Origin of the sequence: Pseudoalteromonas sp. SD03 (genome assembly GCF_040937955.1) — a bacterium.
GTDB lineage: Bacteria > Pseudomonadota > Gammaproteobacteria > Enterobacterales > Alteromonadaceae > Pseudoalteromonas > Pseudoalteromonas tetraodonis.
On sequence record NZ_CP162514.1, the window covers coordinates 1,852,417 to 1,877,836 of the forward strand.

Consider the following 25,420-nt stretch of genomic DNA (forward strand, 5'->3'; position numbering starts at 1 on the left):
GTTTAAGCAACTAATATTTTTGAAAAATCAACTTTCATATAACACTCTATAAAAATAAAGCGAGTTCTTTAGAATCAAAATCGGTCCAAAATTAGATTATTTAATTAGGACCTCATTTAAATATAATTTTAAAGGATGTAACTTAATGAAAAAAATATTACCCCTATTGCTGTTGTCGCATACAAGTTTTGTAAGTGCTAATACAACTGCAATTTATCCAGATCAACTTAAAAATGAAAGCTTAGGTGCTGGAGTTTGCTCAACTGATAATAGACTAATTACAAAGGCTGAAGCGCAAACCTACAGAAATGAACTTACTAACAAAATGGGTAAGTGGCAAATAACGGGATTAGCTAATGGCTGGGTTATTATGGGTTCTGGCTACGCAGGTGAAATAAAACAAGGGACTGCTGCAAATTCTTGGTGCTACCCTAACGATCCTATTAATGAGATCCCTACATTAAGTCCCGTAAAAGTATCGCCAGGCAGTCAAAGCCAAATTGAATGGGACTTAGTGAATCAAAAAGAGGGGTTTATAAAACCCCTTTCATACCTTGCCCATACAATGGGATTTGCGTGGGTTGGTGGAAATCGCTCTAGCTATGTGGGTGATGACATGGAGGTAACCAAAACGGGCTCAGGGTGGAAAATACAAGGTTACAATGGTGGCAGTTGTGATGGTTATCGATGTGATGAAAAGTCAGCTATTACCGTATCTAACTTTGAATATGTGATGGATAACGAGTCATATAAAATAACAGGTGATATTGTTGCTGCCGACAAAGAACTAATAAAAACGTTAACAGTCCCTGCAGTGAATGACACGTCAGCAGCTCAAATGTCAGTGGTTACAATTGAATACGATGCGGCAACCAACTGGTCTAAAACCAATGATTACAGTATTTCTGAGTCTGTTACATTATCTAATACATGGAAGTCTCCCTCTGTTACTGGCGGATCAGACACTTCGCTATCAGTCACAATCGCAGCGGAGCAAGCATGGGGAACAAGTAATGGCGGCTCAGAAGCTGAGCGAGTAGTTGTACAGGCAAGAACCAATGTACCAGCATACACACAGCTTAATGCAAAGGTCGATTTGTTTAAATCATCAATATCGTATCCTTATGCATTCGATGCTGATATTACCTATGATCTATCTATAAATGGCTTTATGCGATGGGGAGGCAATGCTTTATTAACCCACCCAGAAAACAGACCTAACGACACTGCTAATTTTGTAATTGGCCGTTGGTCAGGTCAAGATAAAAGCATTGAGTATCAATGGGAACACCGCTATATACCAGGTGAGAATAAAAAATGGGATTGGCCTTGGATGATACAACAAACAAGCTTATCAACAATGCAATACTATTTAAGCCATGTTTTAAGACCTAAAAAAACAACCCTAACAGGCCACTTTTATGCACAAAGCCAATTTGCGGGCAGTGTTTACTTTGGTGACGAAACCCCAATTGTCACTAACCAAAGAAGTAAGCGAAGTGTTTCATCTAGTGAGTACTCTAGTGCAGAAAAGTTAAAAAAAGAGTTTGAAGATGCGGGTTTTAAAAATGTCGTTGTTAATATTGAAATGATTGATTTATAAACACCTGTGGGCTCTCATAATGAGAGCCCTATTTCATAAATTTAAACAAAAATATTATTACTACTCACCTACTTTACTATTCCCTTTATTAAAATACATATACAGCTGAACCAACCTCGCCTTTAGTTTATTGAGAAATTATGCTTTGATGCATTAATAAAACTATTAATCACATTAGTCTATTAACATACACCAGCACAAAGTGATTATAAAAATAATAAGAGAACAACAATGGCACAAAATACAAACAACAGCGTAGTAATACTCAGTGCGGTTCGTACCGCTATCGGCAGCTTTGGTGGCAGTCTCAAAGATTTTAGCCCAGCTGAGCTTGGCACTTTGTGCGCAAAAGAAGCCCTAAATCGGTCTAAACTTATCCCTAACCAAGTAGGTTCATGTGTGGTAGGCAAAGTTATTCATAACGGCCCTAAAGACGCTTACCTATCCAGAGTCATTGGTCTCGATGCTGGGTTGCCTATAAGCAGCCACGCTGTAACGCTTAATCGCTTATGTGGCTCTGGCCTTGAAGCCATTATTCAAGCGGCACAACAAATTCAATTAGGTGATGTAGATGCAGCCCTTGCTGGCGGAGCAGAAAGCATGAGTAGCTCTGCCTATACCCTTGAAAGTAATCGCTGGGGGCAAAAAATGGGTAATAGCACTATGGTCGATGAGCTCACCACGACCTTACAAGACCCATGGGATAATAACCCGATGGGAATAACTGCTGAAAACATTACAAAAAAATATTCAATTAGCCGTCAGCAGCAAGACGAGTACACAGCAAACAGCCATCATAAAGCCGCAAAAGCCATTGCTGCAGGCCATTTTAAACAGCAAATAGTACCTTTAGAAATCAAGTCGCGAAAAGGGACGCACATTTTTGACACCGACGAACATGTTCGCGCCGATACCACAGCCGAAAAACTTGCCACCTTAAAGCCCTACTTTAAAAAAGATGGCACCGTTACCGCAGCAAGCTCATCCGGTATAAACGATGGTGCGGCCATGTTAGTACTCATGTCTGAGCAAAAAGCCAATGAGCAAGGCTTAAAACCGCTCGCTCGTTTAGTGGGTTATGCTAGAGCAGGCGTTGATCCTACTTTAATGGGTATCGGCCCTATTCCTGCAGTACAACAGGTATTTGAAAAAACCGGCTTAACCATTGACGATATGGATGTAATTGAGTCTAACGAGGCCTTTGCAGTACAAGCTCTGTGCGTTGCAAACGAGTTAAATTTCCCTCCCCATAAAGTAAACCCGAATGGCGGCGCCATTGCTTTAGGGCACCCTGTTGGCGCAACGGGCGCCATACTAACCACCAAATGCTTGTATGAACTCAAACGAATTCAAGGCAAGTTTGGGTTAGTCACAATGTGTATTGGCGGCGGGCAAGGCATTGCAGCCATTTTTGAAGCGCTTTGATTCTAAGTTTATAACAACTATTTGATATCACAGTAGGTTTAAGTATAAAGGCTTTATTCACAAAGAGTACTAAGAGACGCTTTGCTTTTAGAGGAAATAAAAACGTGGAAGTTATATTCTTTCGTACTCCCCCTCTTGAGTTTCTCTTTGTGAAAATCGATTTTAAGGCTTTTTTCACTTAGAGAGATAAAAGTTGCGTCAACTTATAGGTTAACCATCAAACATGAGAAAAACTCTCGTCTACAAAACGTGTTTTATAGTTAACTTTCTTACGCCTACTAAAACACCACCAAATGAGATTAAAAATAATATTGGCAAAAACAGTAATGTTTCTGTGTTTTCTATATTTATAGCTGGGCTGCCAATAACTGCCAGCGTATTAATTAACAGCAGTATTAAACTTGATTGCAGGTAGCCCTTGTAACCAATAGCTCCTGCAAACAACAGCATAATAAATGATCCTGATATCGCAGGCGTAAAAGGTGCAGCGGCGAGTAACATGCAAACAAACGAAAATATGACAGCACAACCAATTATTATTTTAAACATAACATCCTCCATGGTGTTTAACAGTTAATTCAATATAGCTTAACTTAAAGCACCTTATCGTGCCTTTTTTCCACCAGCTATTTATAGCTGTATTATCAAAAATCGTATTCCACCTAACAGGTTTCAACTAACTTTTTGATTTATCAATAACCCCAATATAAAACTACTTATTTCCAAACTGCCGCTCACAGGGCTCGCCATCTCTATCACCGTCCATTTTAGTATTTGGGCAATGTTGAATAAAAAATAACGCCTCTGCATAGGAGGTCATTTGGCTACAATGTTGGCGGCCATCACAGCGAAATGTTGGTGGTGTTTTAGTAGGTGAGTTTGAACTAGCGGGCATAAATGACTCTAAATTAGCATTAGTCACTACAGGTGTTTGCTTGGTATTTAAAAAACCGGTTTTATACACACTAAAACCAATACTAAAAATAATGGCAAGCGTTATAAGTTTCATTAACGGTGAGTTTTTACGTGACGTTTTGCTTATTTTAATCGGCCTTGTTGAGGCCTTTATTTGTGGTTGTGCTAATACGCCCTCAATACGGCAATTTACTGCTTTGGTTTTGCCGTTAGGCTCAGTTGCAACCTCAAAATAGATAATGTCACCTACTTTAGGTTTTCGGCTCATATGTTTGAGCGACGATATGTGTATAAAGGTATCGTGTTGCAGTGTAGTTGATTTAATAAAGCCAAAGCCTTTATCGTCATTCCACGATTTTAATAATCCTTTGTTCATCCTTGAGTCGCCTAGTTTATTATTTTTAATTTTACAGCCGTTTTAAAAGAGGCTTAAAACCAAGCAAACCTTGGTGAGCCCACCAACAACCTCACTTTTCCATATTAACTAACTCATTTTGCAAAAAAGCGTATTTTTGCTTCTTTTAATGTGCTTAAAAATACAGAAAACGCACAAATCCCGCCACACATAAACGCTATTTGAAAGCTAGATAGCGAAGAAAAACTAAATTGCTGAGAATACATGTACTGCCCTAACAACTGTGCAAAGGTAGCCACACCTAAAATAACCAAAAATGGACATACAACTAGCGTAAACCAAAACCAAATACGTTTAATACCTTTCATAAAAAATCCTTTTCTTTTAAATTTAACTTAGAGATTAATTAGCTTATAAGCTACCAGCATTTTAAAAGCAGCTTATAAGGTTGCCACATGAGTTTGATGTCTGAAGTCAAGATTTGACCCCATTTGGTTTTTATAAGAGTCACGAATATTCATTAACCTTACGTCAGATGTTGAGTAAGGTGTGCGAGTCAAAATACCTGCATCATTTAGAAAATCAAAATCACTACATTCAAATAACACCATAGATGTTAAAGGAACTTCGATTTTATCCCAATACAGTAAGTACTTTCGCAATTCATCTTGATCTACTGCTGCTTCAAAGTAAGTACTACCGTTTGGCAGAAAGTGAAAATCTGGTGATATGACGATTCCTCGTTCCATGCTAATTCCTTATTTATTCGCCTAACGCCCAATTAAGGGGTGAACAACGCCTCCACCCTAACCTAACGCATTGTGCCATAAACACTAAAACTGAAGTAGAAGCAAAAGTGCCAAGCGTTGTGAATCCCTCTTAAATTGCTTGTTATACAAATTATTTCGACATTACTTCAGAACGGTATATCCATATCAAACTCAAACGTCTCATCTCTGTTTGGGTTGGTTCTCCAGTGTAAGTGAGATAACCCTAGAGAACTCACAAGCATACAAACTACTGAAAGTAAGAAAACCTTTATGTCATCTTTAATACGCTTATAAAAAGAGTTCAGTGATTCATAGTCAAAAAGTTCTAAGTCACGAAATTCTACAATTGCTAATTCTTTTACTTCTTGAGTGATTTTCGAAGAATGCTTCAGAGCATTGTTAACAACACGCAACTGATTAATTGGCACATAATTGTCAGCCTCACTTATTTTGACGTTTCTTGAGTTATACTCTTTTTTCAAAGATTTCCAATTGAATAAAGATTTTTTGTCAACGTTATCAAAAGCTAAAGACAGCAAGCTCTTAAGCGTAATTTCCAACTGTTTGAATGAGTAGATCACTTGCATTTCCACTAAAGCAAATACTTGATCAGCAATGTATTCACTGTGAGCTTGTGATGCTTGGCAGTCTAAAAGCAAGTCATGATACTCATCGATACTAAATTCAACGTACTCATCAGTAGCTTGGTTTTTTGCGTCGTAATCCGACTTCCAGTCATCGTAACGTTTTTCAGCTGTATCCAACTCCCGCTTAAGTACAGCGTACTCCTCATTCATTTGCGTATTCAACGAGGCTATTGTGAGATCGAACAGGTTTTCGCCGCATTCAGCCGAATGAAATAACTCATCAACCAGTTTTTGTTCTGTGCTATACACCGAAACTCCTCATTTGTATAACAGCTTATTGAATACCATTTTGGGGGGTTATAACACCCCAAAGCAGCGTATATTACATTGTTCAATAATTCCACTAAACAACTTCAATGTAAACAAGTAATTACGTAGGCTATAAAAATGACTATTGTTAAAGTATACCAAAACGACTTTTAATAATGTTATGAGACAAAAATAAATACTGTATAAGTAAACAGTATCGCTAAATATGCCATTTTCCGCTTACAAAGCACCCAACTAACTGGCTGGTAATTTAGCAAGGTGGTTTTAATTTTTGCTGCTGTTTATTATGATGAGCGTACACCCTGCCTTTTTAAATCCATTAAGGTTTTAAAGTTATTTTTTAAGGATTATTTCATGTCTAGCTATAACGAATCTCCAGAGCAAATTGCACAAGCCACTGAGGGCTATGTAATGCAGCAAACTATGTTGCGTATTAAAGATCCAAAACCGTCGCTGGCATTTTATGAAAACGTATTGGGCATGAAGTTGTTAGGTAAGTTCGACTTTCCTGGTATGGAGTTTACCTTGTACTTTTTAGGCTACGAACAAGACATGCCAAAAGGCGATGATAAACAAAAAACGCAGTGGGTGTTTCGCCGCCCTGCACTCATTGAGCTTACCCATAACTGGGGCACTGAAAACGACGACAGCTTTAGCGGTTATCACAGTGGTAATGAAGAACCAAAAGGCTTTGGCCATATTGGTATAAGCGTACCCGATGTATACGCAGCCTGTGAGCGCTTTGCTAAGTATGATGTGGAGTTTGTAAAACAGCCAGACGGTGGTTCAATGAAAGGCCTTGCCTTTATTAAAGACCCTGATGGTTACTGGATTGAAATACTCTCGCCAGAGGGCATTACTGACATTATTCAATCGCAATAAAAAACATTAAAAATAAAAAAGCCTGCAAATGCAGGCTTTTTGTTTACAAGTACTGTGAAAAACTTGAATTTTTTTAACGACGTAGTGCGTCTATACGTGCGTCAAGCGGTGGGTGAGATGAAAACAACTCAGCCATGCCTTTACCACTGGCAATACCAAACGCCATCATTGAGCCTTCTAATTGCGATGGGTGGTTTTGCTTTAATCGCTCAAGGGCTGAACGCATTTTGTTTGCGCCTACCAACTGAGCTGCACCGTTGTCGGCTGCAAACTCACGTTTGCGGCTGTAATGGGCAACCACTATGCTTGCCAGTACGCCAAATAATATTTGGAATAACATATCGAATAAGAAGTAAGTCCAGCTGCTGCCGCCCTCTTCTTCATCGCTATTTATAAAATTATCTACAATGCCCGCCAGCACTTTAGCGGCAAAAATAACAAAGGTATTAACCACACCTTGAATAAGCGTTAGCGTTACCATGTCGCCATTAGCCACGTGCGATACTTCGTGGGCAAGCACTGCCTCGGCTTGCTCTTGGGTCATGTTGTGTAATAAACCTGTGCTTACCGCCACCAGCGAATTATTTTTACTCGGGCCCGTTGCAAACGCGTTCATTTCTGGGCTGTCGTAAATCGCCACTTCTGGCATGTTAATACCGGCTTTTTTAGCTTGAGCAGCCACAGTGCTTACCAGCCATTGTTCGGTTTCGGTACGAGGTTGGGTGATCACTTGCGCACCGGTTGATTTTTTTGCGATCCATTTCGACATAAATAACGAAATAAACGATCCACCAAAACCAAATACAGTCGCAATTAGTAAAATTCCGCCAAGGCTACGATGGCTTAAGCCCAGCGCGCTCATTATTATTGAAAGCACCACACCTAATACCAACATAACCGCGAGGTTAGTTAATAAAAACAAAAATACACGTTTCATACGAGTTCTCCAAAAATAACATTTATTGCTGAGCGATTTACTATGTTTGATCGGCTTTGAGCAATCACTGCGTTATGACACACTATGTCATAACGTCAGCGCTATTCTGTGACAAACTATGTCACAACACAAGGGTTATTTATGGATTTATCGATAATTTTTCAAGCAGGGTTTTATAAATTTGTAATTTAGGGGTTTGCTCGGTATAGGGGCTTATAGCAAGCAGTGGAAATGGTAAACGTGTTTTCAGTGAATCTAGGTTTGCTTGGTATTCATCCATAGTGGCATCAACTTGGTTTGCAATCCACCCTACACAATTAATCCCTAAGCTTTGCATGTGTGCAGCAGTGAGTAAAGCATGATTAATACAGCCTAGTTTCATCCCCACCACTAATATTACGGGTAGTTGCTCTACTTTTACCCAGTCGTATAAATATTCGTTGTTATTAATTGGTAATGCCCAGCCGCCCGCGCCTTCGGTTAACAGGTAATCGGCACCTTGCTGCTTAACATGTTGATAAGCCGTGCTGAGCTTTTCTACTGTTATGTTTAGTCCCGCTTGATCTGCAGCAATGTGCGGAGCTATTGGCGGCGCAAATGCAAATGGGTTAATTATGTCGTATTTAGCACTGACTGTGGCACTTTCCATTAGCATTAGTGCATCTGCGTTTACGAGCTGCTCAAACGCCATTTCACACCCAGAGGCAATCGGCTTAAAACCTATTGCGCGTTTTTTATGTTGCGCGAGTAACTTTAACAGCAAACTGGTTACATGAGTTTTACCGGCGTCGGTATCGGTACCGGTAATAAAAAACTGGTTCATGGCATGGCCTTATTATTTTTACTGGGCTTTTTCTAATGATAACAATACTACATGGTAAGATACATGGGCTTTATTGTTTATAATCGGATAGGCATCACATACTTTTTGCAGCGCTGATTTGGTTAATAAACCACGACGACTTGTTGCATGATTTTGTGTGGTGGCACCAATGGCTTTAATCGATTTTATAGCCGCTAATGCACTGCTGTGTTGATCGGTATAAATGACTTTTTTTGATGCGTTTATCTTAAACCCGGCCTTTTCGACCGATTGGTTTATATTATTATGGCTTGCAAACTGATTAATATGATTATGTGAATCAAGCACTGCAAAGGCGGTTTTGATCTCGTTTAATGACCCTGCAACAACCGTACTAATATAGGCTTGCCCGCCTGGTTTTAATGCTTGGTAAAGCGAGTGCATTAAGGCTTCTAAATTAGCAGACCACTGCAGCGCAAAATTACTAAATAGCACGTCAATACTGTTAGCTTGCAGCGGTAAATTATCCATGTCGGCGCACAGTTTTGGGGTGTTTAAATTACTGCTTTTTAGCATGTTAAAACTCAAATCTATGGCAACAACTTGGCCAAATAATGTCCTTAAAGCCTGAGTATTAACAAGCGGCCCTGCGCCTAGGTCAACACAGAGCTTATTAGGGTTTGCACTAATGAGTTTAAATAAATCATTTGCCGCTTGTTTTTGCACATTAGCATGCTGGCTATACTTGTTTGCTGCTTTTGAAAAGTTATGCGCTGTGGTTTTTTTTAAAGCCCGAGTCGCTAAATACACAGTTGTAGGGCTAAGTGGCTTAGTTTTAATTGCCTGCGGGCTTATCATGAAATAACCTTTTGTAAACCACCAACGAGTTGTTTTATATCCTCATGGGTGTGGGCTGCACTTAAGGTAATACGCAAACGCGAGGTATTGTGTAAAACAGTTGGCGGGCGAATAGCCGTTAGCCAAATGCCCTGCTGCTTTAGTTGCTCACTGGCTTTTAACGTTTGCTCGGCGCAGCCTAAAACAATTGGTTGAATCGCGGTGTTAGAGTCCATTAACGCAATGTGCTGCTCTTTTGCTAAGCATTTAAATAGCGCAATATTAGCGTTTAATTTAGCTCGCCTGTCGTTGGCGTCTCTTATGCTTTTAATACGCGCCAAAGTATGAGAGGCAATAAACGGCGACATAGCGGTTGAGTAGGTATAAACACGATTAAACTGCAGCATGTAATCTATAAAATGCTGCGAACCTAATACGCACGCCCCACTACTAGCAACCGCTTTACCAAAGGTGATCACTAAAATATCGGGCAAGGTGTCAGCTGCAATTAAGGCTTCACAACTGCCTAGCCCCGATTTTCCTAAAGCACCAAAACCATGGGCATCGTCTATCATTAGCCAGGCGTTATGCTGCTTTGCTAAGGTAAATAGCGCTTTAATTGGCGCGGTATCACCATCCATGGAGAACACACCCTCAGACACAATGAGCTTATTGCGCGCTTTTGATTTTTCTAGCCGTGAGCGTAAATGGTTTATATCGTTATGGTTAAAGCGTATTAACGCGGCGTTGGCGTGTAATGCGCCATCAATTAAACTGGCGTGATTGAGTTTATCTTGAAAAATCGCACTGTGTTGCGCTGTCGCTTTATCTTGAAACAAGGCTTTAATCACACTGCTATTTGCGCTAAAGCCCGAATTAAACAACATGCCTGCTTCATAACCCAAAGCACTACATAAAGCTTGCTCAAGCGCTTGCTGTGGTTGTTGATAACCCGTCACTAATGCTGAACTGTGGCTACCGAGTAATGGCGCACTGGTTAACTCCACCGGCGAATCGCCAAACCCTAAATAATCGTTACTCGCAAAGTTAAGGTAGGTTTTATCATTAACCGTAATAGTGCGCGCCGTTGCGCTTTGCACTACATAGCGTTTACGCAAGAGCTGCTGTGCTTTGCGTTCATCTAAATGGGTGTTTATAAATTCAAATGACATAAATGCTTTAACCTTCAACGCGATACTTTAAACCATTAGCATAGTACTGAGCACTTTACGCTTCGTAAAACAATTCTGAGGTTGCTTTATCAGCCACTTGCGATGACAAAGACGCAGCAACGGCTTCATCAGAATAATCGTGGCGTGTTTCTGGGTTCATCCCGAGTTTTTTAATTAATTGCATGTCGGCATCGGCTTCTGGGTTTTCGGTAGTTAGAAGTTTATCGCCATAAAATATAGAGTTTGCACCGGCAAAAAAGCACATTGACTGCATTTGCTCGTTCATAGCAGTGCGTCCTGCTGATAAACGTACGTAACTATTGGGCATCATAATACGTGCTGTGGCTATGGTACGAATAAACTCAAACTGGTCTAAGTCATCAACGTTTTCAAGCGGTGTTCCTTTTACCTTTACTAGCATATTAATTGGCACACTTTCGGGCTGCTGGGGTAAATTAGCCAACTGCATTAATAAGCCATAGCGGTCGCTTGCTTGCTCACCCATACCGACAATACCGCCGGAGCAGACTTTCATACCAGCGTCTCGCACATTGCCTATAGTATCAAGGCGGTCTTGAAAGGTACGAGTTGATATAATTTGCTCATAGTATTCAGGTGAAGTGTCGAGGTTGTGGTTATAGTAATCAAGCCCTGCACTGCGCAGTTCATGGGCTTTTTCGTTATTTAACATGCCTAAAGTCATACAGGTTTCAAGGCCAAGGGCTTTTACTTCTTTTACCATTTGCGAAATGTATGGCATGTCTCTGTCTTTTGGATCTGACCATGCAGCCCCCATACAAAAACGAGTGGCGCCTTTTTGTTTTGCTAACCGTGCTTGCTCTACCACTTTTTCTACTTCTATTAAGCGCTCGCGTTCTAAATCAGTTTTGTAATGCCCCGATTGCGGGCAATATTTACAGTCTTCTGGGCAGGCACCGGTTTTAATAGATAACAACGTAGAAATTTGTACTTCGTTTGGATTAAAATTAGCGCGATGCACAGAGGCGGCTTTAAATAATAAATCGTTAAATGGCATTTCAAATAAGGCTTTCACCTCACTGTGGGTCCAATCGTGTCGAACTGTTGCAAGCTCCATAATACTCTCTTTTATTTTTTGCTCTTGGTGTTATTGGCTTAGAATACGTATTGCCGTACCATTGTCAACGAAGCCCACTTAGTTAAAGTTTACATATGATTAATAAACAAACGATAGACCTTGATTTTGATCGTCAGCACATTTGGCACCCCTACACCTCAATGACTCAACCTATTCCGGTTTACCCCGTAACGAATGCAAGTCACAACCTTATTCACTTAGAAACGGGCGAACAACTCATTGACGGTATGGCCTCATGGTGGAGTGCTATTCACGGCTATAACCATCCGGTTTTAAATGAAGCGATGCACGCCCAGATAGATAAAATGAGCCATGTAATGTTTGGTGGCATAACCCACCAACCGGCAGTAGAGCTCTGTAAAAAGCTGGTAGCGATAACGCCAGAGGGATTAACAAAGGTGTTTTTAGCCGACAGTGGCTCAGTAAGTGTTGAAGTAGCCATAAAAATGGCGCTGCAATATTGGTTAAGCCAAGGGGTTACAACAAAACAAAAATTAATGACCCCGTTTAAAGGCTACCATGGCGATACGTTTGCAGCGATGAGTGTGTGCGATCCTATTAATTCTATGCATAGTTTGTACGCTGGTTTTTTGCCTGAGCATATTTTTGTGCCTGCCCCTATTAGCCAATTTAATAGTGCGTTTAATCAAGCTGAGGCCGATGAACTCGAAAGCTATTTTTTAAAGCACCACCAGCAAGTCGCCGCGTTTATTATTGAACCTATTGTGCAAAACGCCGGGGGGATGAATTTTTATCATCGTGAGTATTTAGCCTGTGTGCGTAAGCTCTGCACTCAATATGATGTGCTGCTTATTTGCGATGAAATTGCCACCGGATTTGGCCGCACCGGCAAATTGTTTGCTGTAGAGCATGCCAATATAGAGCCCGATATACTGTGTATAGGTAAAGCGCTGACTGGTGGCGCAATGACCCTTTCAGCAACCATAACTAGCGACAAAATAGCCACAGGAATCAGCGAAGGAGAAGCTGGGGTTTTGATGCACGGACCTACATTTATGGGAAATCCGCTGGCCTGCGCTGTTGCTTGCGCCAGTATTGATTTATTACTAAGCCAAAACTGGCAACACTGTATCAGCGAAATAAATACTCAATTACAGCAGCTGCATAAATGCCAAGCGCTCAGCGCCGTAGCGAATGTACGTACTTTAGGAGCTATTGGCGTAGTAGAGCTTACAGAAGAGGCTGGTAGCATTGATGTCGCTAAAATTCAGACTTATTTTGTATCTCAAGGAGTATGGATACGCCCCTTTGGTAAGCTAATTTATCTAATGCCACCGTATATAAGTGACAAAAACAGTATTCGCGCTTTATGTGATGCTATTTATAACGCCATAAAAGGTAAACATTACGTATAGATAGGTTAACTATTATTAAGGGTTACGTTAAAATTTATGCAAATAATTAGTTTGCTGCCTATTCGTCCCAAAACATTGGTATTTTTAGCCCTGACCTGTCATTTAGTGTGTTGATCTGAGTGATCTTTAGGGATATGATAATGCCTATCATTTACAATAACATTTATGGACTCACTTGCTATGAAAATATTACTTAAGCCTGCCAAGACATTAAGTGCAAGTTTTTTACTCGCCTCTGCGATTTTTGCACAACCTGTATTTGCTAATGGCCCTATTGGTGAGCATGTTAATCACCTTCAAGCTAATTTAAAAACTTACAATGAAGACGTTGAATGGATGATCTCTAAAGTCGATACCATGGTAAGCGATTACGAGAAAAAAGGCGCAAAAGCAGTCAATAGTGATGATTTGGTTGAGTACTGGGAATCAGTTAAATTCCACAGCGCAATAGAAACTAATTACGTGCCTGTCTATGCCTCTATTTGGCAAGGTTTGTATGGCATAAAAATGGCTATCGATAATAAAAAACCAGCGTCAGAAGTACGCAAACAACAACAAGCAATGAATAATGCCCTATGGCAAGGATTAGGCGCAGTTAAACTGGCGGCTAAGTTTCAACAAAAAGGGTTATTAGATAGCGTAAAAGCTACAGCAACTAAAGAAATGACGCAAAGTGCGACTATCGACGAAATTAAACATAAATTAGACCGAGTGGTCGCTAAATACGCAGAACGTTTAAGCGATGAAGCCACCAACATAGTGCACGATACTTACCTACATTTATTTGAAGGTGTTGAAGGTACACTAATTGAACAAGACGCGAAGTTAGTAGAAGTTCTAGAAAAAGACTTTAACGTAACACTTCCACAAGCAATTTCTAATAATAAAAGTGTTGATGAAGTTCGTGATGTGGTTGTTGATATGCAAACCAAACTAAGCCGCGCTCAAACGCTGATTGAAAAAGCAGAAAAAGCACGTAAGGATGTATTTTAAGTGAAACGCAGAACCTTTATTCAAGGCTTAGCTGCGTTAGGGGTAGCGGGTGCTTTACCGCTATCGCTTTCACGCGCTTTTGCCGCTGATATTGCTATTGCAAACCCCGTGTCTGTTGATACATTGCCTAAATTAAAAGGTGCATTGACGCTTTATTTAGGCCGTGGTGAAGGTGGCTTATACGAAAACGTATTACAAGCCATTCAAAAAAAGAACCCTGATCTTGACCTTGCCATTCGTCGCGGCCCTACCGCAGCGCTTGCCAACACCATTGTTGCCGAAGCAAATGCAGGGGTAAAACGTGCCGACTTATTTTGGGCAGTCGACTCTGGGGCAATTGGTTTAGTTACCGATGCCGGCCTTGCCAAGCCCATGCCGAGTGATTTATCAGCGCAATTACAGCCACAATTTAGATACGATGAATGGGCACCTGTTACTGGCCGTATTCGTACTTTGCCTTTTAATACTGAGCGTTTAACCAAAGAGCAAATTCCAACAAGCATTATGGAAATAGCCGACAGTGATTTAAGTATTGGTTGGGCGCCTGCTTATGCTTCTTTTCAATCGTTTATAACTGCTATGCGACTTTTAGAAGGTGATGATAAAACAGCTAAGTGGCTCAAAAAAGTTAAAAAACGTTCTAAAACCTACGCAGGTGAACTCGGTGTGGTAATGGGCGTTGAACGTGGTGAAGTAGACATTGGTTTTGCTAATCATTACTACACGCTGCGCTTAAAATCAGGTAAGCCAGATGCAAAACTTGATTTAGCCTTTACGCAAAATGATGCTGGGTGTTTAGTTAACGCTTCAGGTATTTTATCGTTATCTGAAGACCCACTGGCAATCAACTTTATGCGCTATTTACTTAGCATTGAAGTGCAAAGTTATTTAGCAAGCGAAGCCTATGAAATCCCACTAGTTAATGGCATTACTCAACCCGATGGATTGCCAAAATTAACCAGTATTTCGCCACCTAAAATTGATTTAACCCAGTTGGCTGATTTACGCCCAACTATAGATTTAATGCGCAGCAGCGGCGTTTTATAATGCGAATACCTACATCTTACCCAATGGCGCTGCTTGCAGCGCTAGTGACCCTGACTCCTATTTTTGTTTTAATTACGCTTGCCTCTGACGCAAGCTCTTTTTTTGATAGCCATAATTTAACTATTTTAGGCAATACCCTGTCGTTAATGGGATTAACTGTATTAGGTTCAATTTTAATTGGTGTGCCCTTGGCATTCATTAGCGCCTATGTGCAGTTACCGTTTAAAAAGTTTTGGCTGGTGGTGTTTGCAGCCCCGCTTGCTATTCCCAGTTACATTGGCGCTTTTACGCTTTATGCTGCATTTGGTCCCGGCGGTGAAATAAACAACTTACTTGGTTTTGAAACCCCTTCTATGTATGGGTTAACGGGAGCCGCCATTGTCATGACCTTGTATACTTTTCCGTTTGTTATGATGACTACCCGTTCGTCTTTACTTAGTTTAGATGCCAGTATGGTCAACGCTGCTCGCACACTGGGTATGTCGATGACGCAAAGCGTATTTAAAGTTATTTTACCCCGCGTAATAAATGGCATTGCTGCAGGGTCATTATTGGTTGCGCTGTATACCTTATCTGACTTTGGTACTCCCGCAATGATGCGCTTAGATACGTTTACCCGTGTTATTTATGTGGAATACAATGCTTTTGCCTTAAGCCGTGCGGCTATGTTGTCACTGCAACTGATGGTGATTGTTGGCTTTTTATTAATGATTGAATCACAGATAAAAACCGCCTCAGAGCGTCAAGGTCGTTCGCTTATTTTATTCCCTAAAAAATGGCAACTAGGCGCTATGTTTGCCACCTTTGCGCCTATTTTATTACTCGCTATTGGCCTACCTTTAGCAGTATTTACTTTGTGGTTAGTGCGTGATGGCTTTAGCTCGTTTGATTTTAGTATTGCCTGGCATTCAACTTACGCTTCAGCCATTGCCGCTATTGTTACAGTTATTGTTGCCATTCCGGTTGCCCATGCGGCTTTAAGTGGTAAGGCCGGTAAAGTAATGGAACGCGTTACTTACTTTGGTTTTGGTATTCCGGGTATTGTTATGGGCACAGCGCTTGTGTATGGCGGCTTACAACTACCGTTTTTATATCAAACGCTGGGCTTATTGATTATTGCTTATATGCTACGTTTTTTACCACTTGCGGTAGGTTCTGTGCGTACCAGCACCGAGCATCTTGACCCAAGCTTGGTAAAATCAGCGCGGGTATTAGGCGCAAGCCCGCGCGAAGCCTTTACGCGTATTACTTTACCCCTGACTATGCGTGGTATTATTGCAGGTGGCGCCTTGGTCTTTTTAGAGTCAATGCGCGAATTAGAAGCCACACTTTTATTAGGCCCCACTGGCTTTGAAACGCTATCTACCTACTTATGGCGTGTTTACGAAGCCGGTTATTTTGGCCGTGCCGCTATTCCTGGCTTATTGTTGGTGGTGATTTCTGCGGGTGCTTTAGCTATTATGATGTCTGGCGAAAAACGCAACCAGTTTGAACATTAAGGATTTATAAAAAATGCTATCTGTAAGTCAGTTGTCTATAGATTATGGCAGTAATCGTGTTGTTAGCGATTTAAATTTCACCTTAGGTGAAAGCGAAATATTAATGCTTGTTGGTCCAACAGGTTGCGGAAAAAGTACTATTTTACAAGCGTTAGCGGGGCTTTTGCCAATTAGCGAGGGTGAAATTAAAGTGGCTAAATGGACAGCGACACCAAAGCATACTGTGGCGCCTGAAAAACGCAGCGTAGGTATGGTGTTTCAAGACTTTGCGTTGTTCCCTCATTTAACAGTTGAACAAAACGTATGTTTTAAACTTAAAGACAGCAGCCCTGCCGATCACTGGCTAAAACTTCTTGGTTTAGATGCATTTAGGCATAAAAAACCAGCCACACTGTCAGGCGGGCAAAAGCAACGCGTAGCATTAGCGCGTACCCTTGCCCACCAACCTGACTTTGTATTACTTGATGAGCCGTTATCTAACCTTGATGCTGCCTTAAAAGATATGTTGCGTTGGGATATCCGTAACGCATTAAAAGAAGCTGGTGTACCGGCAATTTGGGTAACGCACGATCAAGAAGAAGCGCTTTCGGTGGGCGATCGTGTGGGTGTTTTAAAAGGCGGTAAAATACAACAAATTGACACCCCAGAGCAGTGTTTTAGTACCCCAAACAACCGCTTTGTGGCCCGCTTTTTAGGTGAAGCCAGCTTTATAAAAGGAACCCTAAATAACGGCCAAGCGCTTACCGATATTGGTAATGTACCTGCAAACGGCGTTGATTGTGACACTGGAGAGGTAGATGTTTTACTTCGTCCAGATGATGTATTATTAGTACAAAGCAGTATTGGTAATAATGGTGAAGTAATTTGGGTACGCTTTGAAGGCGGTAGCCGTTTATGCGCGGTTAAACTTGCATGCGAAACCGTGGTAACTAGCCGAGTAAGCCATGAAGTGGTTGTACACCCAGGTGACAAGGTACATGTTTCGCTCAGTACATCTCACCCATTGGCGGCATTTAAAAGCTAGCGCGTAATAACACGAGTAGTTTTATGAAAAAGCCCTAATTTTGGGCTTTTCTTATAATTACCACTCAAACATGTAGGCCATTTTACTAATGGTTTTAAGCGGTATGTTATGGCTGTTGCGCTTGGCATATAAGTGCTGCATTGATTTGTCTTTTACTTCACCAACAATCACTTCTTTTACTTGATACCCTAAAGCTATCGCTGCTTGCGAATAGGCAATGAATTCCCATTTTTTAATGTTAGTGTTATCAACAATAACCAGTTCAATACCTTGTGCTAACGCGTTAATAAAACGTGCTAGGTTTAGGTTATGATATTGCGATAATTTAAACTTATCGAAATGATATTCACCCTGCTCGTTTACAAAGTAATCATCTGTTGAGCAAATAAAATAATTGCTTTCATCTGCGCCCGATAATTCGTCAGCGAGATTTTGCGCATAATATGACTTACCACTGCCTGGCAGTCCTCGTAAAATAAAAACTTGTTTCATAGCATCCATTTTTTATTAATGGTAAACGTAAATTTGGTTTGTTTACTAATAATGCCACAAATTGATGAATTTTCAGAGTAACAAATGGTAATAGTGGCCATTTAACACTAAAAACTGGTTAAAAAAACCGCGCATGACTAAAAACTTTTAAAGAGTTGCCCACAACAGTTTTTTTATTTTACTTTACTAGGTATTATACAAGGTTCAAGTGCAGTGACCTTACATACATAAATGCATGAGTAACGCACAATTAATTTATATAGTTAGGCAACTTATATCATTGGAGTGAAGATGAGCCATTTAGCGATTTCAGAGCTATTAAAAGGCAATGTTGCGGTAGACAGCCAAGTAACCATTAAAGGCTGGATCCGTACACGCCGCGATTCAAAAGCAGGAATATCATTTTTAGCCGTTCATGACGGTTCGTGTTTTGATCCTATTCAAGCGGTAGTTCCTAATTCACTGAATAATTATGATGAAGTTACAAGCTTAACAGCAGGCTGTTCTGTGTCGGTTACCGGTGTATTAGTACAATCAGCAGGACAAGGGCAATCTTTCGAAATTCAAGCTAACTCAGTGACTGTGTTAGGTTGGGTTGAAAATCCAGATACTTACCCAATGTCGGCTAAGCGCCACAGCATTGAGTATTTACGTGAGCACGCTCACCTTCGCCCGCGCACCAACATGATTGGCGCAGTAACGCGTGTACGTAACTGCTTAGCACAAGCGATTCATCGTTTTTATCATGAGCAAGGCTTTTACTGGATCAGTACACCAATCATCACAGCCAGTGACTGTGAAGGTGCGGGTGAAATGTTCCGCGTATCAACCCTTGATATGCAAAACCTGCCAATGACAGATAAAGGCGAAATTGATTACAGCGAAGACTTTTTTGGTAAAGAAGCATTCCTAACGGTATCTGGCCAGCTAAACGGTGAAACATATGCATCTGCTATGTCAAAAATTTACACCTTTGGTCCTACGTTCCGTGCAGAGAATTCAAATACATCTCGCCACTTAGCTGAATTTTGGATGGTAGAGCCAGAAGTTGCGTTTGCTGATTTAGAAGATATCGCAAAATTGGCTGAAAACATGCTTAAGTACGTGTTTAAAGCCGTACTTGAAGAACGCCGTGACGACATGGAGTTTTTTGCTCAACGTATCGAAAAAACAGCCATTAGCCGTTTAGAAGAATTTGTTGAAAAAGACTTCGCACAAGTTGATTACACAGACGCTGTAGAGATTCTAAAAGCGTGTGGCAAGAAATTTGAGTACGCTGTTGAATGGGGTGTAGATTTACAGTCTGAGCACGAGCGCTACCTAGCAGAAGAACACTTTAAAGCACCGGTTGTTATTAAAAACTACCCGCGCGATATTAAAGCATTTTACATGCGTCAAAACGAAGACGGCAAAACTGTTGCGGCTATGGACGTAGTAGCACCTGGCATTGGTGAGATCATTGGTGGTTCACAACGTGAAGAGCGTCTTGATGTATTAGATGCACGCCTTGACGAAATGGGCTTAAATAAAGAAGACTACAGCTGGTACCGCGACCTACGTAAATACGGTAGCGTGCCACACTCTGGCTTTGGTTTAGGGTTTGAGCGCTTAGTTGCTTATGTTACCGGTATGGGTAACGTACGTGATGTAATTGCATTCCCTCGTACTAAAGGCAGCGCAACGTACTAAGCCACGCTTTGTAACGTTAAATAAAAAAACCAACCTAAGGGTTGGTTTTTTATTGTCCTAAATCTTTATAAATATCTTTCGCTTATAAAGCATATTTGAAATTAACCAAAAGCCAATAACATGTAATAAAGCAAAGGTGAACGATGCCAATTTAGCACTCATAACTAAAGCGAGTTGCTCATACATCCAATCCCCCAAGTTTAGCTCGCCAATATTAACCAGTGAATAGCTCAGTACCCACACACCCGATAACACATAAATAAACAACGGATTCGAGCCATATACAATTAATGGATTAACAAGACGTTCGGGTTTTACTATGTCGCAAAGCCACACAAAAAAGGCCAGTACAATACAGGCAATCCCTGAGGTGTAAATAACAAAGGTGCTGGTCCAAAGCGATTTATTAATTGGCATAATCAGCGAGCCTAATTGCCCTAAAGCGATACCAACAACCCCAATGACCAACAAACGCTTAATACTTGTCCATTGACTGCTAGAGCTGGTAAGTAAACGGGTAACCTCAAAGCCAAATAAAACACTTACTACACTTGGTAAGGTGCTCAAAAGCCCTTCTGGATCAAACGCTAATCCTTTACCTTGCCACAAATGCGATTCACCTAATACCGCTATATCAACCGTTCTAACTAAGTTATTCTCTAGTGTATACGCATTATTAGGACCAACACTTAAAAGCAGTAACCAATATGCAATTAAAATAACAACCGATAAGCTGATCACCCCTCGCCTGTTGAGTAACAATACACAGATAGACGCTAAAATATAGGCAATGCCTATTCGCTGTAATACGCCCAGTATTCTTAAGTTTTCAATGCTCGTGGTAAAGGGATACATATTTAACGCTAAGCCAATAGCAAAAATAATTGCTCCTCGTTTTATCAGCCGTAACACTTGGCTTGCATTAGCTGTGCTGTTGGTTTTTTTAAATGAAAAAAACATCGCAGAGCCAATAATAAACATGAAAAACGGAAAAATTACATCCGTTGGTGTACACCCATGCCAATCGGCATGAAGTAAAGGGGCATACACGTGGGACCACGAACCCGGTGTATTTACCAGTATCATTAATGCGATGGTTAACCCTCGCATAGCATCAAGCGCTTTATACCTTGTCATTTTGGCTCCTATTTAATAATTTGTATGACTACAAATGACAACGCTGTCACTTTGTTATAAAAAAAAGCCAAGCGCAAGTAATTTAGATAAGTGGCGTTATTGAATTAAAAAAGCCGCAGAATCAAGAATGAAACGGCGGCTTTAAATCAGAATATTTAACTTTATATAATGCTGTGGTTATTAAACTTTATAAAGCTTGTTCAAGTTCAGGTAATACATCAAATAAATCAGCAACTAAACCGTAATCAGCCACTTGGAAAATAGGCGCATCTGGGTCTTTATTAATGGCCACAATAATTTTTGAGTCTTTCATGCCTGCTAAATGCTGAATGGCACCACTTATACCTACGGCAATATATAAATTAGGCGCTACAATTTTACCTGTTTGACCTACCTGCATGTCGTTAGGAACAAAGCCTGCGTCAACCGCTGCACGTGAAGCGCCAATTGCAGCTCCCAGTTTATCGGCAATACCATTAAGTAGCGCAAAGTTTTCACCATTTTGCATGCCTCGACCACCTGAAATAACCACATCAGCTGCGGTGAGCTCTGGGCGTTCAGATTCAGTTTGCTCAACACTTACAAAGCTACTTAACTGTGAATCAGAGACCGTATCTAAGGTTGTGACATTAGCTGGTGCTTGTTCGCCTTGTAAATCAAAGCTACTTGCACGCACGGTGATCACTTTTTTATTATCGAGTGATTTAACCGTTGCTATGGCATTTCCCGCATAGATTGGGCGTTTAAACGTGTCTGCGTCAATAACATCAATAATTTCTGAAATTTGTGCAACATCTAATAATGCGGCAACACGCGGCATAAAGTTTTTACCTGTCGTTGTGGCACTTGCCACAATATGGCTGTAGTTATCTGCAAGTGATAACACTAAATCTGTCATGCTCTCAGCGAGTTGATGTTCGTACACCGCGTTATCTGCAAGTAATACACTTGCAACACCCTCAATGCTCGCAAGTGACTCACTCATCGCACCTAAATTTATGCCAGCTAACAATACATCGACATCAAGACCTAATTTTTTAGCGGCATTAATGGTTTTTGAGGTTTCTGGTTTTAAGGCACCGTTATCGTGCTCTGCAATTACAAGAGTTTTCATTTAAATCACCTTTGCCTCTGTTTTAAGTTTTTCTACAAGCTGTGCAACGTCTTCAACAATAATGCCGCCGCTGCGTTTTGCTGGTTCTTCTACACGAACGACTTCAATACGCGGTGTTAAATCGACACCTAACGAATCAGCCGCAATAACTTCTAGCGGTTTACGTTTAGCTTTCATAATATTAGGTAGCGACGCATAACGAGGCTCGTTTAAACGTAAATCGGTGGTTACAATCGCGGGTAAATTAAGTGCAACAGTTTGCAAACCGCCATCAACTTCGCGGGTTACATTCACTTTGCCATTTTCAATAACAACTTTTGAAGCAAATGTACCTTGGCCGCGATTAGTTAATGCTGCTAGCATTTGGCCCGTTTGATTATTATCAGAATCGATAGATTGCTTGCCTAAAATAACCAGCTCAGGAGATTCTTGCTCAACCACTTTAGCAAGTAACTTTGCAATATGGAGAGATTCTAGGTTTTGCTCGGTTTCAACATGAATCGCTTTATCAGCGCCAAGGGCAAGTGCTGTGCGTAATTGCTCTTGTGATGCTTTAGCGCCAATAGTCACAACAACTACTTCGCTTGCAGTACCCGCTTCTTTTAAACGAATTGCTTCTTCTACCGCAATTTCACAAAATGGGTTCATTGCCATTTTTACGTTTGTTAAATCAACACCGCTGTTATCAGGTTTAACGCGAGCTTTTACGTTGTAATCAATCACTCTTTTTATTGGTACGAGAACTTTCATAGGGACTCCATAATTATTTAAACCTATAAGCTAACGTATACGTCAACCTATTTATTTTATGAAATCAGACTACTTCCTGTTGACGTAAACGTCAACCTAAAATAACCTTAAACTATTCACAACCTGTAACGTTTAATTTGCATCACAAAATAACAGGTTGCTTAGCTTACTTTTTGCCTACAGGGCAAAAGTGAGTCCGTCATAGATAAAGAGGTTATTATGATTGAACGCGAAACCATGGAATTTGATGTTGTTGTTGTAGGGGCAGGCCCTGCTGGGCTTTCAACAGCAATTAAACTCGCACAGCAAGCACAAGAAAAACAACAAGAGTGCATGATTTGTGTGGTTGAAAAAGGCTCTGAAGTGGGCGCGCATGTATTATCGGGTGCTGTTTTTGAAACCAAAGCATTGGATGAGCTACTGCCAAACTGGCAAGAATTGGGCGCGCCTGTTACGACTAAAGTCCAAAGCGATGAAATTTATTGGTTTAATAACGGACAAAAAGCAACCTCTATCCCTCATTTTGCAACCCCAAACACATTTCATAATAACGGTAACTACATTGTTTCTATGGGGAATGTATGTCGTTGGCTTGCTGAACAAGCAGAAAGCTTAGGCGTTGAAATTTTTCCAGGCTTTAGTGCTCATTCACTTATTATTGAAGATGATGTTGTTAAAGGCATTATTACCGGTGATATGGGGCTGGATAAAAACGGCGACGAAAAAGACGGTTACATGCCGGGTATGGAGTTACGTGCTAAATACACGGTATTTGCTGAGGGCTGTCGCGGCCATTTAGGTAAGCAACTGATCAATCAGTTTGCTTTAGACGATGAAAGCTCGCCACAGCATTACGGTTTAGGCTTTAAAGAAATTTGGCAAGTGGATGAATCTAAACACCAGCTTGGTAAAGTATTTCACGGAACCGGTTGGCCATTGAGTGGCGATACTGGCGGTGGTGCTTTTATGTATCATAGCGAAAACAACCAAGTGGTGGTTGGTTTAATTGTTGATTTAAATTATTCAAATCCACATTTAAGCCCATTTGATGAGTTTCAGCGCTTAAAACACCACCCGGTATTTAAAAACACCCTCGAAGGGGGTGAGCGTATTGCTTATGGTGCGCGCGCCATTGCCAAAGGCGGTTTACACTCTTTGCCTAAAATGCATTTCCCGGGTGGCTTGTTAGTGGGCTGTGATGCAGGCACGCTTAATTTTGCAAAAATTAAAGGTAATCATACGGCTATGAAGTCAGGCATGATAGCCGCTGAGGTCATTTTTAATGCGCTACAAAACAATTTAGCTAACACTGATTTAACCCAGTACACTGCTGAGTTTAAAAAATCATGGGCGTATAAAGAGCTGTATCAATCTCGTAACTTTGGCCCTGCAATGCATACATTAGGTAAATTTGCAGGCGGTGCATACAACACCCTTGATCAAAACATATTTAAGGGTGCCCTACCGTTTAGTTTTAAAGATAACGTACCCGATCACGCCACTTTAAAAGACGCTGATCAAGCTGAAAAGATTGCCTATCCGAAGCCTGATGGCAAACTCAGCTTTGATAAGCTTTCTTCGGTATTTTTATCAAACACTAATCATGAAGAATCGCAGCCGTGTCATTTAAAACTCAAAGATGCATCAATTCCGATTAAGGTAAATTTAGTTAAATTTGATGAACCTGCACAGCGATACTGCCCTGCCGGCGTTTATGAAGTACAAGAAGTCGAAGGCGAGCAAGCCTTTGTGATCAATGCGCAAAACTGTGTGCATTGTAAAACCTGTGATATTAAAGATCCAAGCCAAAATATCACCTGGGTCACTCCTGAAGGTGCTGGCGGTCCTAACTACCCCAATATGTAACAACCTTTCTAAAGAAATTATAAACTTATCCTAAATTGCAGGGGCTTCGGCCCCTTTTTTGCGCTATGCTGTTAAGTAATATGAATAAATGAGAGTGTGTTATGGCGTCGTCGAATGTAATTTTTCGTTTTTTAGCAGAGCCTACCGATGTAAATTTTGGTGGAAAGGTGCATGGTGGTGTGGTCATGAAGTGGATTGACCAAGCAGGCTATGCCTGTGCTGCAGGTTGGAGCGGTCATTACTGCGTAACCGTATCGGTTGCGGGCGTTAAGTTTAGCCGTCCTATTTTGGTTGGCCAAATTGTTGAAGTGGAAGCCAAAATTGCACACACTGGTAAAACCAGTATGCAAATTTTCATTCAAGTACGCTGTGGCGACCCTAAAACCCAAAACTTAGTTGAAACTAATCATTGTGTAATAAGTTTTGTTGCTATGGATGAGACGGGTTACCCTGTTGCCGTTCCTGAATTCACATCTGTTACTGACGAAGATAAAAAGCTAGAAAATTACGCCATTAAAATGAAACAAATAGCGATAGAAACAGAAAACTTACTTTATCAAGTCTAATTCGGTACCTTTTGCAGGTATGTATAAACTACAACAAGCTGTAAATTCTACAATTTTTATTTTTTTACAAATTAACAGTACGCTTAACAGTTGAATGTTTTGCGTACTAAAACCACCAAAAAAGTTCAATAAACA

General features: G+C 40.8%; 25 protein-coding genes. 11 read left to right on the forward strand and 14 right to left on the reverse strand.

Annotated features, from left to right (window positions below; all coding sequences use genetic code 11):
• Window positions 1–145: 145 nt before the first annotated feature.
• Together ABZP26_RS08620 and bktB are read left to right on the forward strand one after the other, a co-directional pair.
• Entirely contained in the window at window positions 146–1,603 is a 1,458-nt protein-coding gene (locus ABZP26_RS08620; RefSeq protein ID WP_273179921.1) for an aerolysin family beta-barrel pore-forming toxin, read from the forward strand.
• A gap of 231 nt (window positions 1,604–1,834) precedes the next feature.
• Complete coding sequence (gene bktB / locus ABZP26_RS08625; RefSeq protein WP_368484804.1) at window positions 1,835–3,028, forward strand: beta-ketothiolase BktB; 1,194 nt, start codon at window positions 1,835–1,837, stop codon at window positions 3,026–3,028.
• A gap of 240 nt (window positions 3,029–3,268) precedes the next feature.
• Here the strand turns inward: bktB and ABZP26_RS08630 are convergent, their stop codons facing one another.
• The 5 genes from ABZP26_RS08630 to ABZP26_RS08650 all read right to left on the reverse strand — a co-directional run bounded on the left by ABZP26_RS08630 (window position 3,269) and on the right by ABZP26_RS08650 (window position 5,964).
• Complete coding sequence (locus ABZP26_RS08630) at window positions 3,269–3,577, reverse strand: DUF6419 family natural product biosynthesis protein (protein ID WP_368484805.1); 309 nt, start codon at window positions 3,575–3,577, stop codon at window positions 3,269–3,271.
• A 163-nt stretch (window positions 3,578–3,740) separates the two neighbouring features.
• Complete coding sequence (locus ABZP26_RS08635) at window positions 3,741–4,319, reverse strand: cold shock domain-containing protein (protein ID WP_368484806.1); 579 nt, start codon at window positions 4,317–4,319, stop codon at window positions 3,741–3,743.
• A 113-nt stretch (window positions 4,320–4,432) separates the two neighbouring features.
• Window positions 4,433–4,666: a hypothetical protein gene (locus ABZP26_RS08640; RefSeq protein WP_368484807.1), complete on the reverse strand. Its 234-nt coding sequence runs from the start codon at window positions 4,664–4,666 to the stop codon at window positions 4,433–4,435.
• Between the two features lie 72 nt (window positions 4,667–4,738).
• On the reverse strand, window positions 4,739–5,047 hold the full coding sequence (locus ABZP26_RS08645) for a hypothetical protein (protein WP_368484808.1): 309 nt from the start codon (window positions 5,045–5,047) through the stop codon (window positions 4,739–4,741).
• A 167-nt stretch (window positions 5,048–5,214) separates the two neighbouring features.
• Window positions 5,215–5,964, reverse strand: coding sequence for a hypothetical protein (locus ABZP26_RS08650; protein WP_368484810.1), 750 nt, complete (start codon window positions 5,962–5,964; stop codon window positions 5,215–5,217).
• Between the two features lie 375 nt (window positions 5,965–6,339).
• On the opposite strand from ABZP26_RS08650, the gene gloA reads away from it, so the two are divergent.
• Entirely contained in the window at window positions 6,340–6,867 is a 528-nt protein-coding gene (gene gloA, locus ABZP26_RS08655) for a lactoylglutathione lyase (RefSeq protein WP_368484811.1), read from the forward strand.
• A gap of 73 nt (window positions 6,868–6,940) precedes the next feature.
• Here gloA and htpX read toward each other — a convergent pair whose 3' ends face one another.
• From htpX to bioB, 5 genes are all read right to left on the reverse strand, one after another.
• Complete coding sequence (gene htpX / locus ABZP26_RS08660; protein ID WP_368484812.1) at window positions 6,941–7,804, reverse strand: protease HtpX; 864 nt, start codon at window positions 7,802–7,804, stop codon at window positions 6,941–6,943.
• A 139-nt stretch (window positions 7,805–7,943) separates the two neighbouring features.
• Window positions 7,944–8,627, reverse strand: a complete 684-nt coding sequence (bioD, locus tag ABZP26_RS08665; RefSeq protein WP_096038438.1) for a dethiobiotin synthase — start codon at window positions 8,625–8,627, stop codon at window positions 7,944–7,946.
• An 18-nt stretch (window positions 8,628–8,645) separates the two neighbouring features.
• A complete protein-coding gene (locus ABZP26_RS08670) occupies window positions 8,646–9,464 on the reverse strand; it encodes a methyltransferase domain-containing protein (protein ID WP_096038439.1) in 819 nt (272 codons plus the stop codon).
• Window positions 9,461–10,615: an aminotransferase class I/II-fold pyridoxal phosphate-dependent enzyme gene (locus tag ABZP26_RS08675; protein WP_368484813.1), complete on the reverse strand. Its 1,155-nt coding sequence runs from the start codon at window positions 10,613–10,615 to the stop codon at window positions 9,461–9,463. Before ABZP26_RS08675 ends, ABZP26_RS08670 begins: the two co-directional genes overlap by 4 nt.
• Window positions 10,616–10,670: 55 nt before the next feature.
• Window positions 10,671–11,711 carry a biotin synthase BioB gene (gene bioB, locus ABZP26_RS08680; protein ID WP_368484814.1) on the reverse strand — a complete coding sequence of 347 codons (1,041 nt, stop codon included), beginning with the start codon at window positions 11,709–11,711 and terminating at the stop codon, window positions 10,671–10,673.
• A gap of 95 nt (window positions 11,712–11,806) precedes the next feature.
• Here bioB and bioA point away from each other — a divergent pair, with 95 nt between their 5' ends.
• The 5 genes from bioA (at window position 11,807) to ABZP26_RS08705 (ending at window position 17,671) form a co-directional block, all read left to right on the forward strand.
• Window positions 11,807–13,108, forward strand: a complete 1,302-nt coding sequence (bioA, locus tag ABZP26_RS08685; RefSeq protein WP_368484815.1) for an adenosylmethionine--8-amino-7-oxononanoate transaminase — start codon at window positions 11,807–11,809, stop codon at window positions 13,106–13,108.
• Between the two features lie 180 nt (window positions 13,109–13,288).
• Window positions 13,289–14,101: a hypothetical protein gene (locus ABZP26_RS08690; protein WP_096038914.1), complete on the forward strand. Its 813-nt coding sequence runs from the start codon at window positions 13,289–13,291 to the stop codon at window positions 14,099–14,101.
• On the forward strand, window positions 14,102–15,148 hold the full coding sequence (locus ABZP26_RS08695) for an extracellular solute-binding protein (protein ID WP_033103420.1): 1,047 nt from the start codon (window positions 14,102–14,104) through the stop codon (window positions 15,146–15,148).
• The gene (locus ABZP26_RS08700) at window positions 15,148–16,647 is read left to right on the forward strand and encodes an iron ABC transporter permease (RefSeq protein ID WP_013464979.1); all 1,500 of its coding nucleotides are present in this window, start codon (window positions 15,148–15,150) and stop codon (window positions 16,645–16,647) included. Before ABZP26_RS08695 ends, ABZP26_RS08700 begins: the two co-directional genes overlap by 1 nt.
• Window positions 16,648–16,660: 13 nt before the next feature.
• A complete protein-coding gene (locus tag ABZP26_RS08705; protein WP_016900368.1) occupies window positions 16,661–17,671 on the forward strand; it encodes an ABC transporter ATP-binding protein in 1,011 nt (336 codons plus the stop codon).
• 57 nt (window positions 17,672–17,728) lie between these two features.
• Here ABZP26_RS08705 and ABZP26_RS08710 read toward each other — a convergent pair whose 3' ends face one another.
• Window positions 17,729–18,163, reverse strand: coding sequence for an AAA family ATPase (locus tag ABZP26_RS08710; protein WP_013464982.1), 435 nt, complete (start codon window positions 18,161–18,163; stop codon window positions 17,729–17,731).
• Between the two features lie 291 nt (window positions 18,164–18,454).
• Between ABZP26_RS08710 and asnS the strand changes: the two genes are divergently transcribed.
• Entirely contained in the window at window positions 18,455–19,852 is a 1,398-nt protein-coding gene (asnS, locus tag ABZP26_RS08715; RefSeq protein WP_013464983.1) for an asparagine--tRNA ligase, read from the forward strand.
• 57 nt (window positions 19,853–19,909) lie between these two features.
• Here the strand turns inward: asnS and ABZP26_RS08720 are convergent, their stop codons facing one another.
• From ABZP26_RS08720 to ABZP26_RS08730, 3 genes are all read right to left on the reverse strand, one after another.
• Window positions 19,910–20,989 (reverse strand): acyltransferase family protein, encoded by a 1,080-nt coding sequence (locus ABZP26_RS08720; protein ID WP_016900370.1) that lies wholly within the window; start codon window positions 20,987–20,989, stop codon window positions 19,910–19,912.
• Between the two features lie 187 nt (window positions 20,990–21,176).
• Window positions 21,177–22,103, reverse strand: a complete 927-nt coding sequence (locus tag ABZP26_RS08725; RefSeq protein WP_013464985.1) for an electron transfer flavoprotein subunit alpha/FixB family protein — start codon at window positions 22,101–22,103, stop codon at window positions 21,177–21,179.
• A complete protein-coding gene (locus tag ABZP26_RS08730) occupies window positions 22,104–22,853 on the reverse strand; it encodes an electron transfer flavoprotein subunit beta/FixA family protein (RefSeq protein WP_013464986.1) in 750 nt (249 codons plus the stop codon). It abuts the gene before it with no gap.
• Window positions 22,854–23,072: 219 nt separating this feature from the next.
• On the opposite strand from ABZP26_RS08730, the gene ABZP26_RS08735 reads away from it, so the two are divergent.
• Window positions 23,073–24,719 carry an electron transfer flavoprotein-ubiquinone oxidoreductase gene (locus ABZP26_RS08735; protein ID WP_368484816.1) on the forward strand — a complete coding sequence of 549 codons (1,647 nt, stop codon included), beginning with the start codon at window positions 23,073–23,075 and terminating at the stop codon, window positions 24,717–24,719.
• A 101-nt stretch (window positions 24,720–24,820) separates the two neighbouring features.
• A complete protein-coding gene (locus ABZP26_RS08740; protein WP_013464988.1) occupies window positions 24,821–25,285 on the forward strand; it encodes an acyl-CoA thioesterase in 465 nt (154 codons plus the stop codon).
• Window positions 25,286–25,420 lie beyond the last annotated feature (135 nt).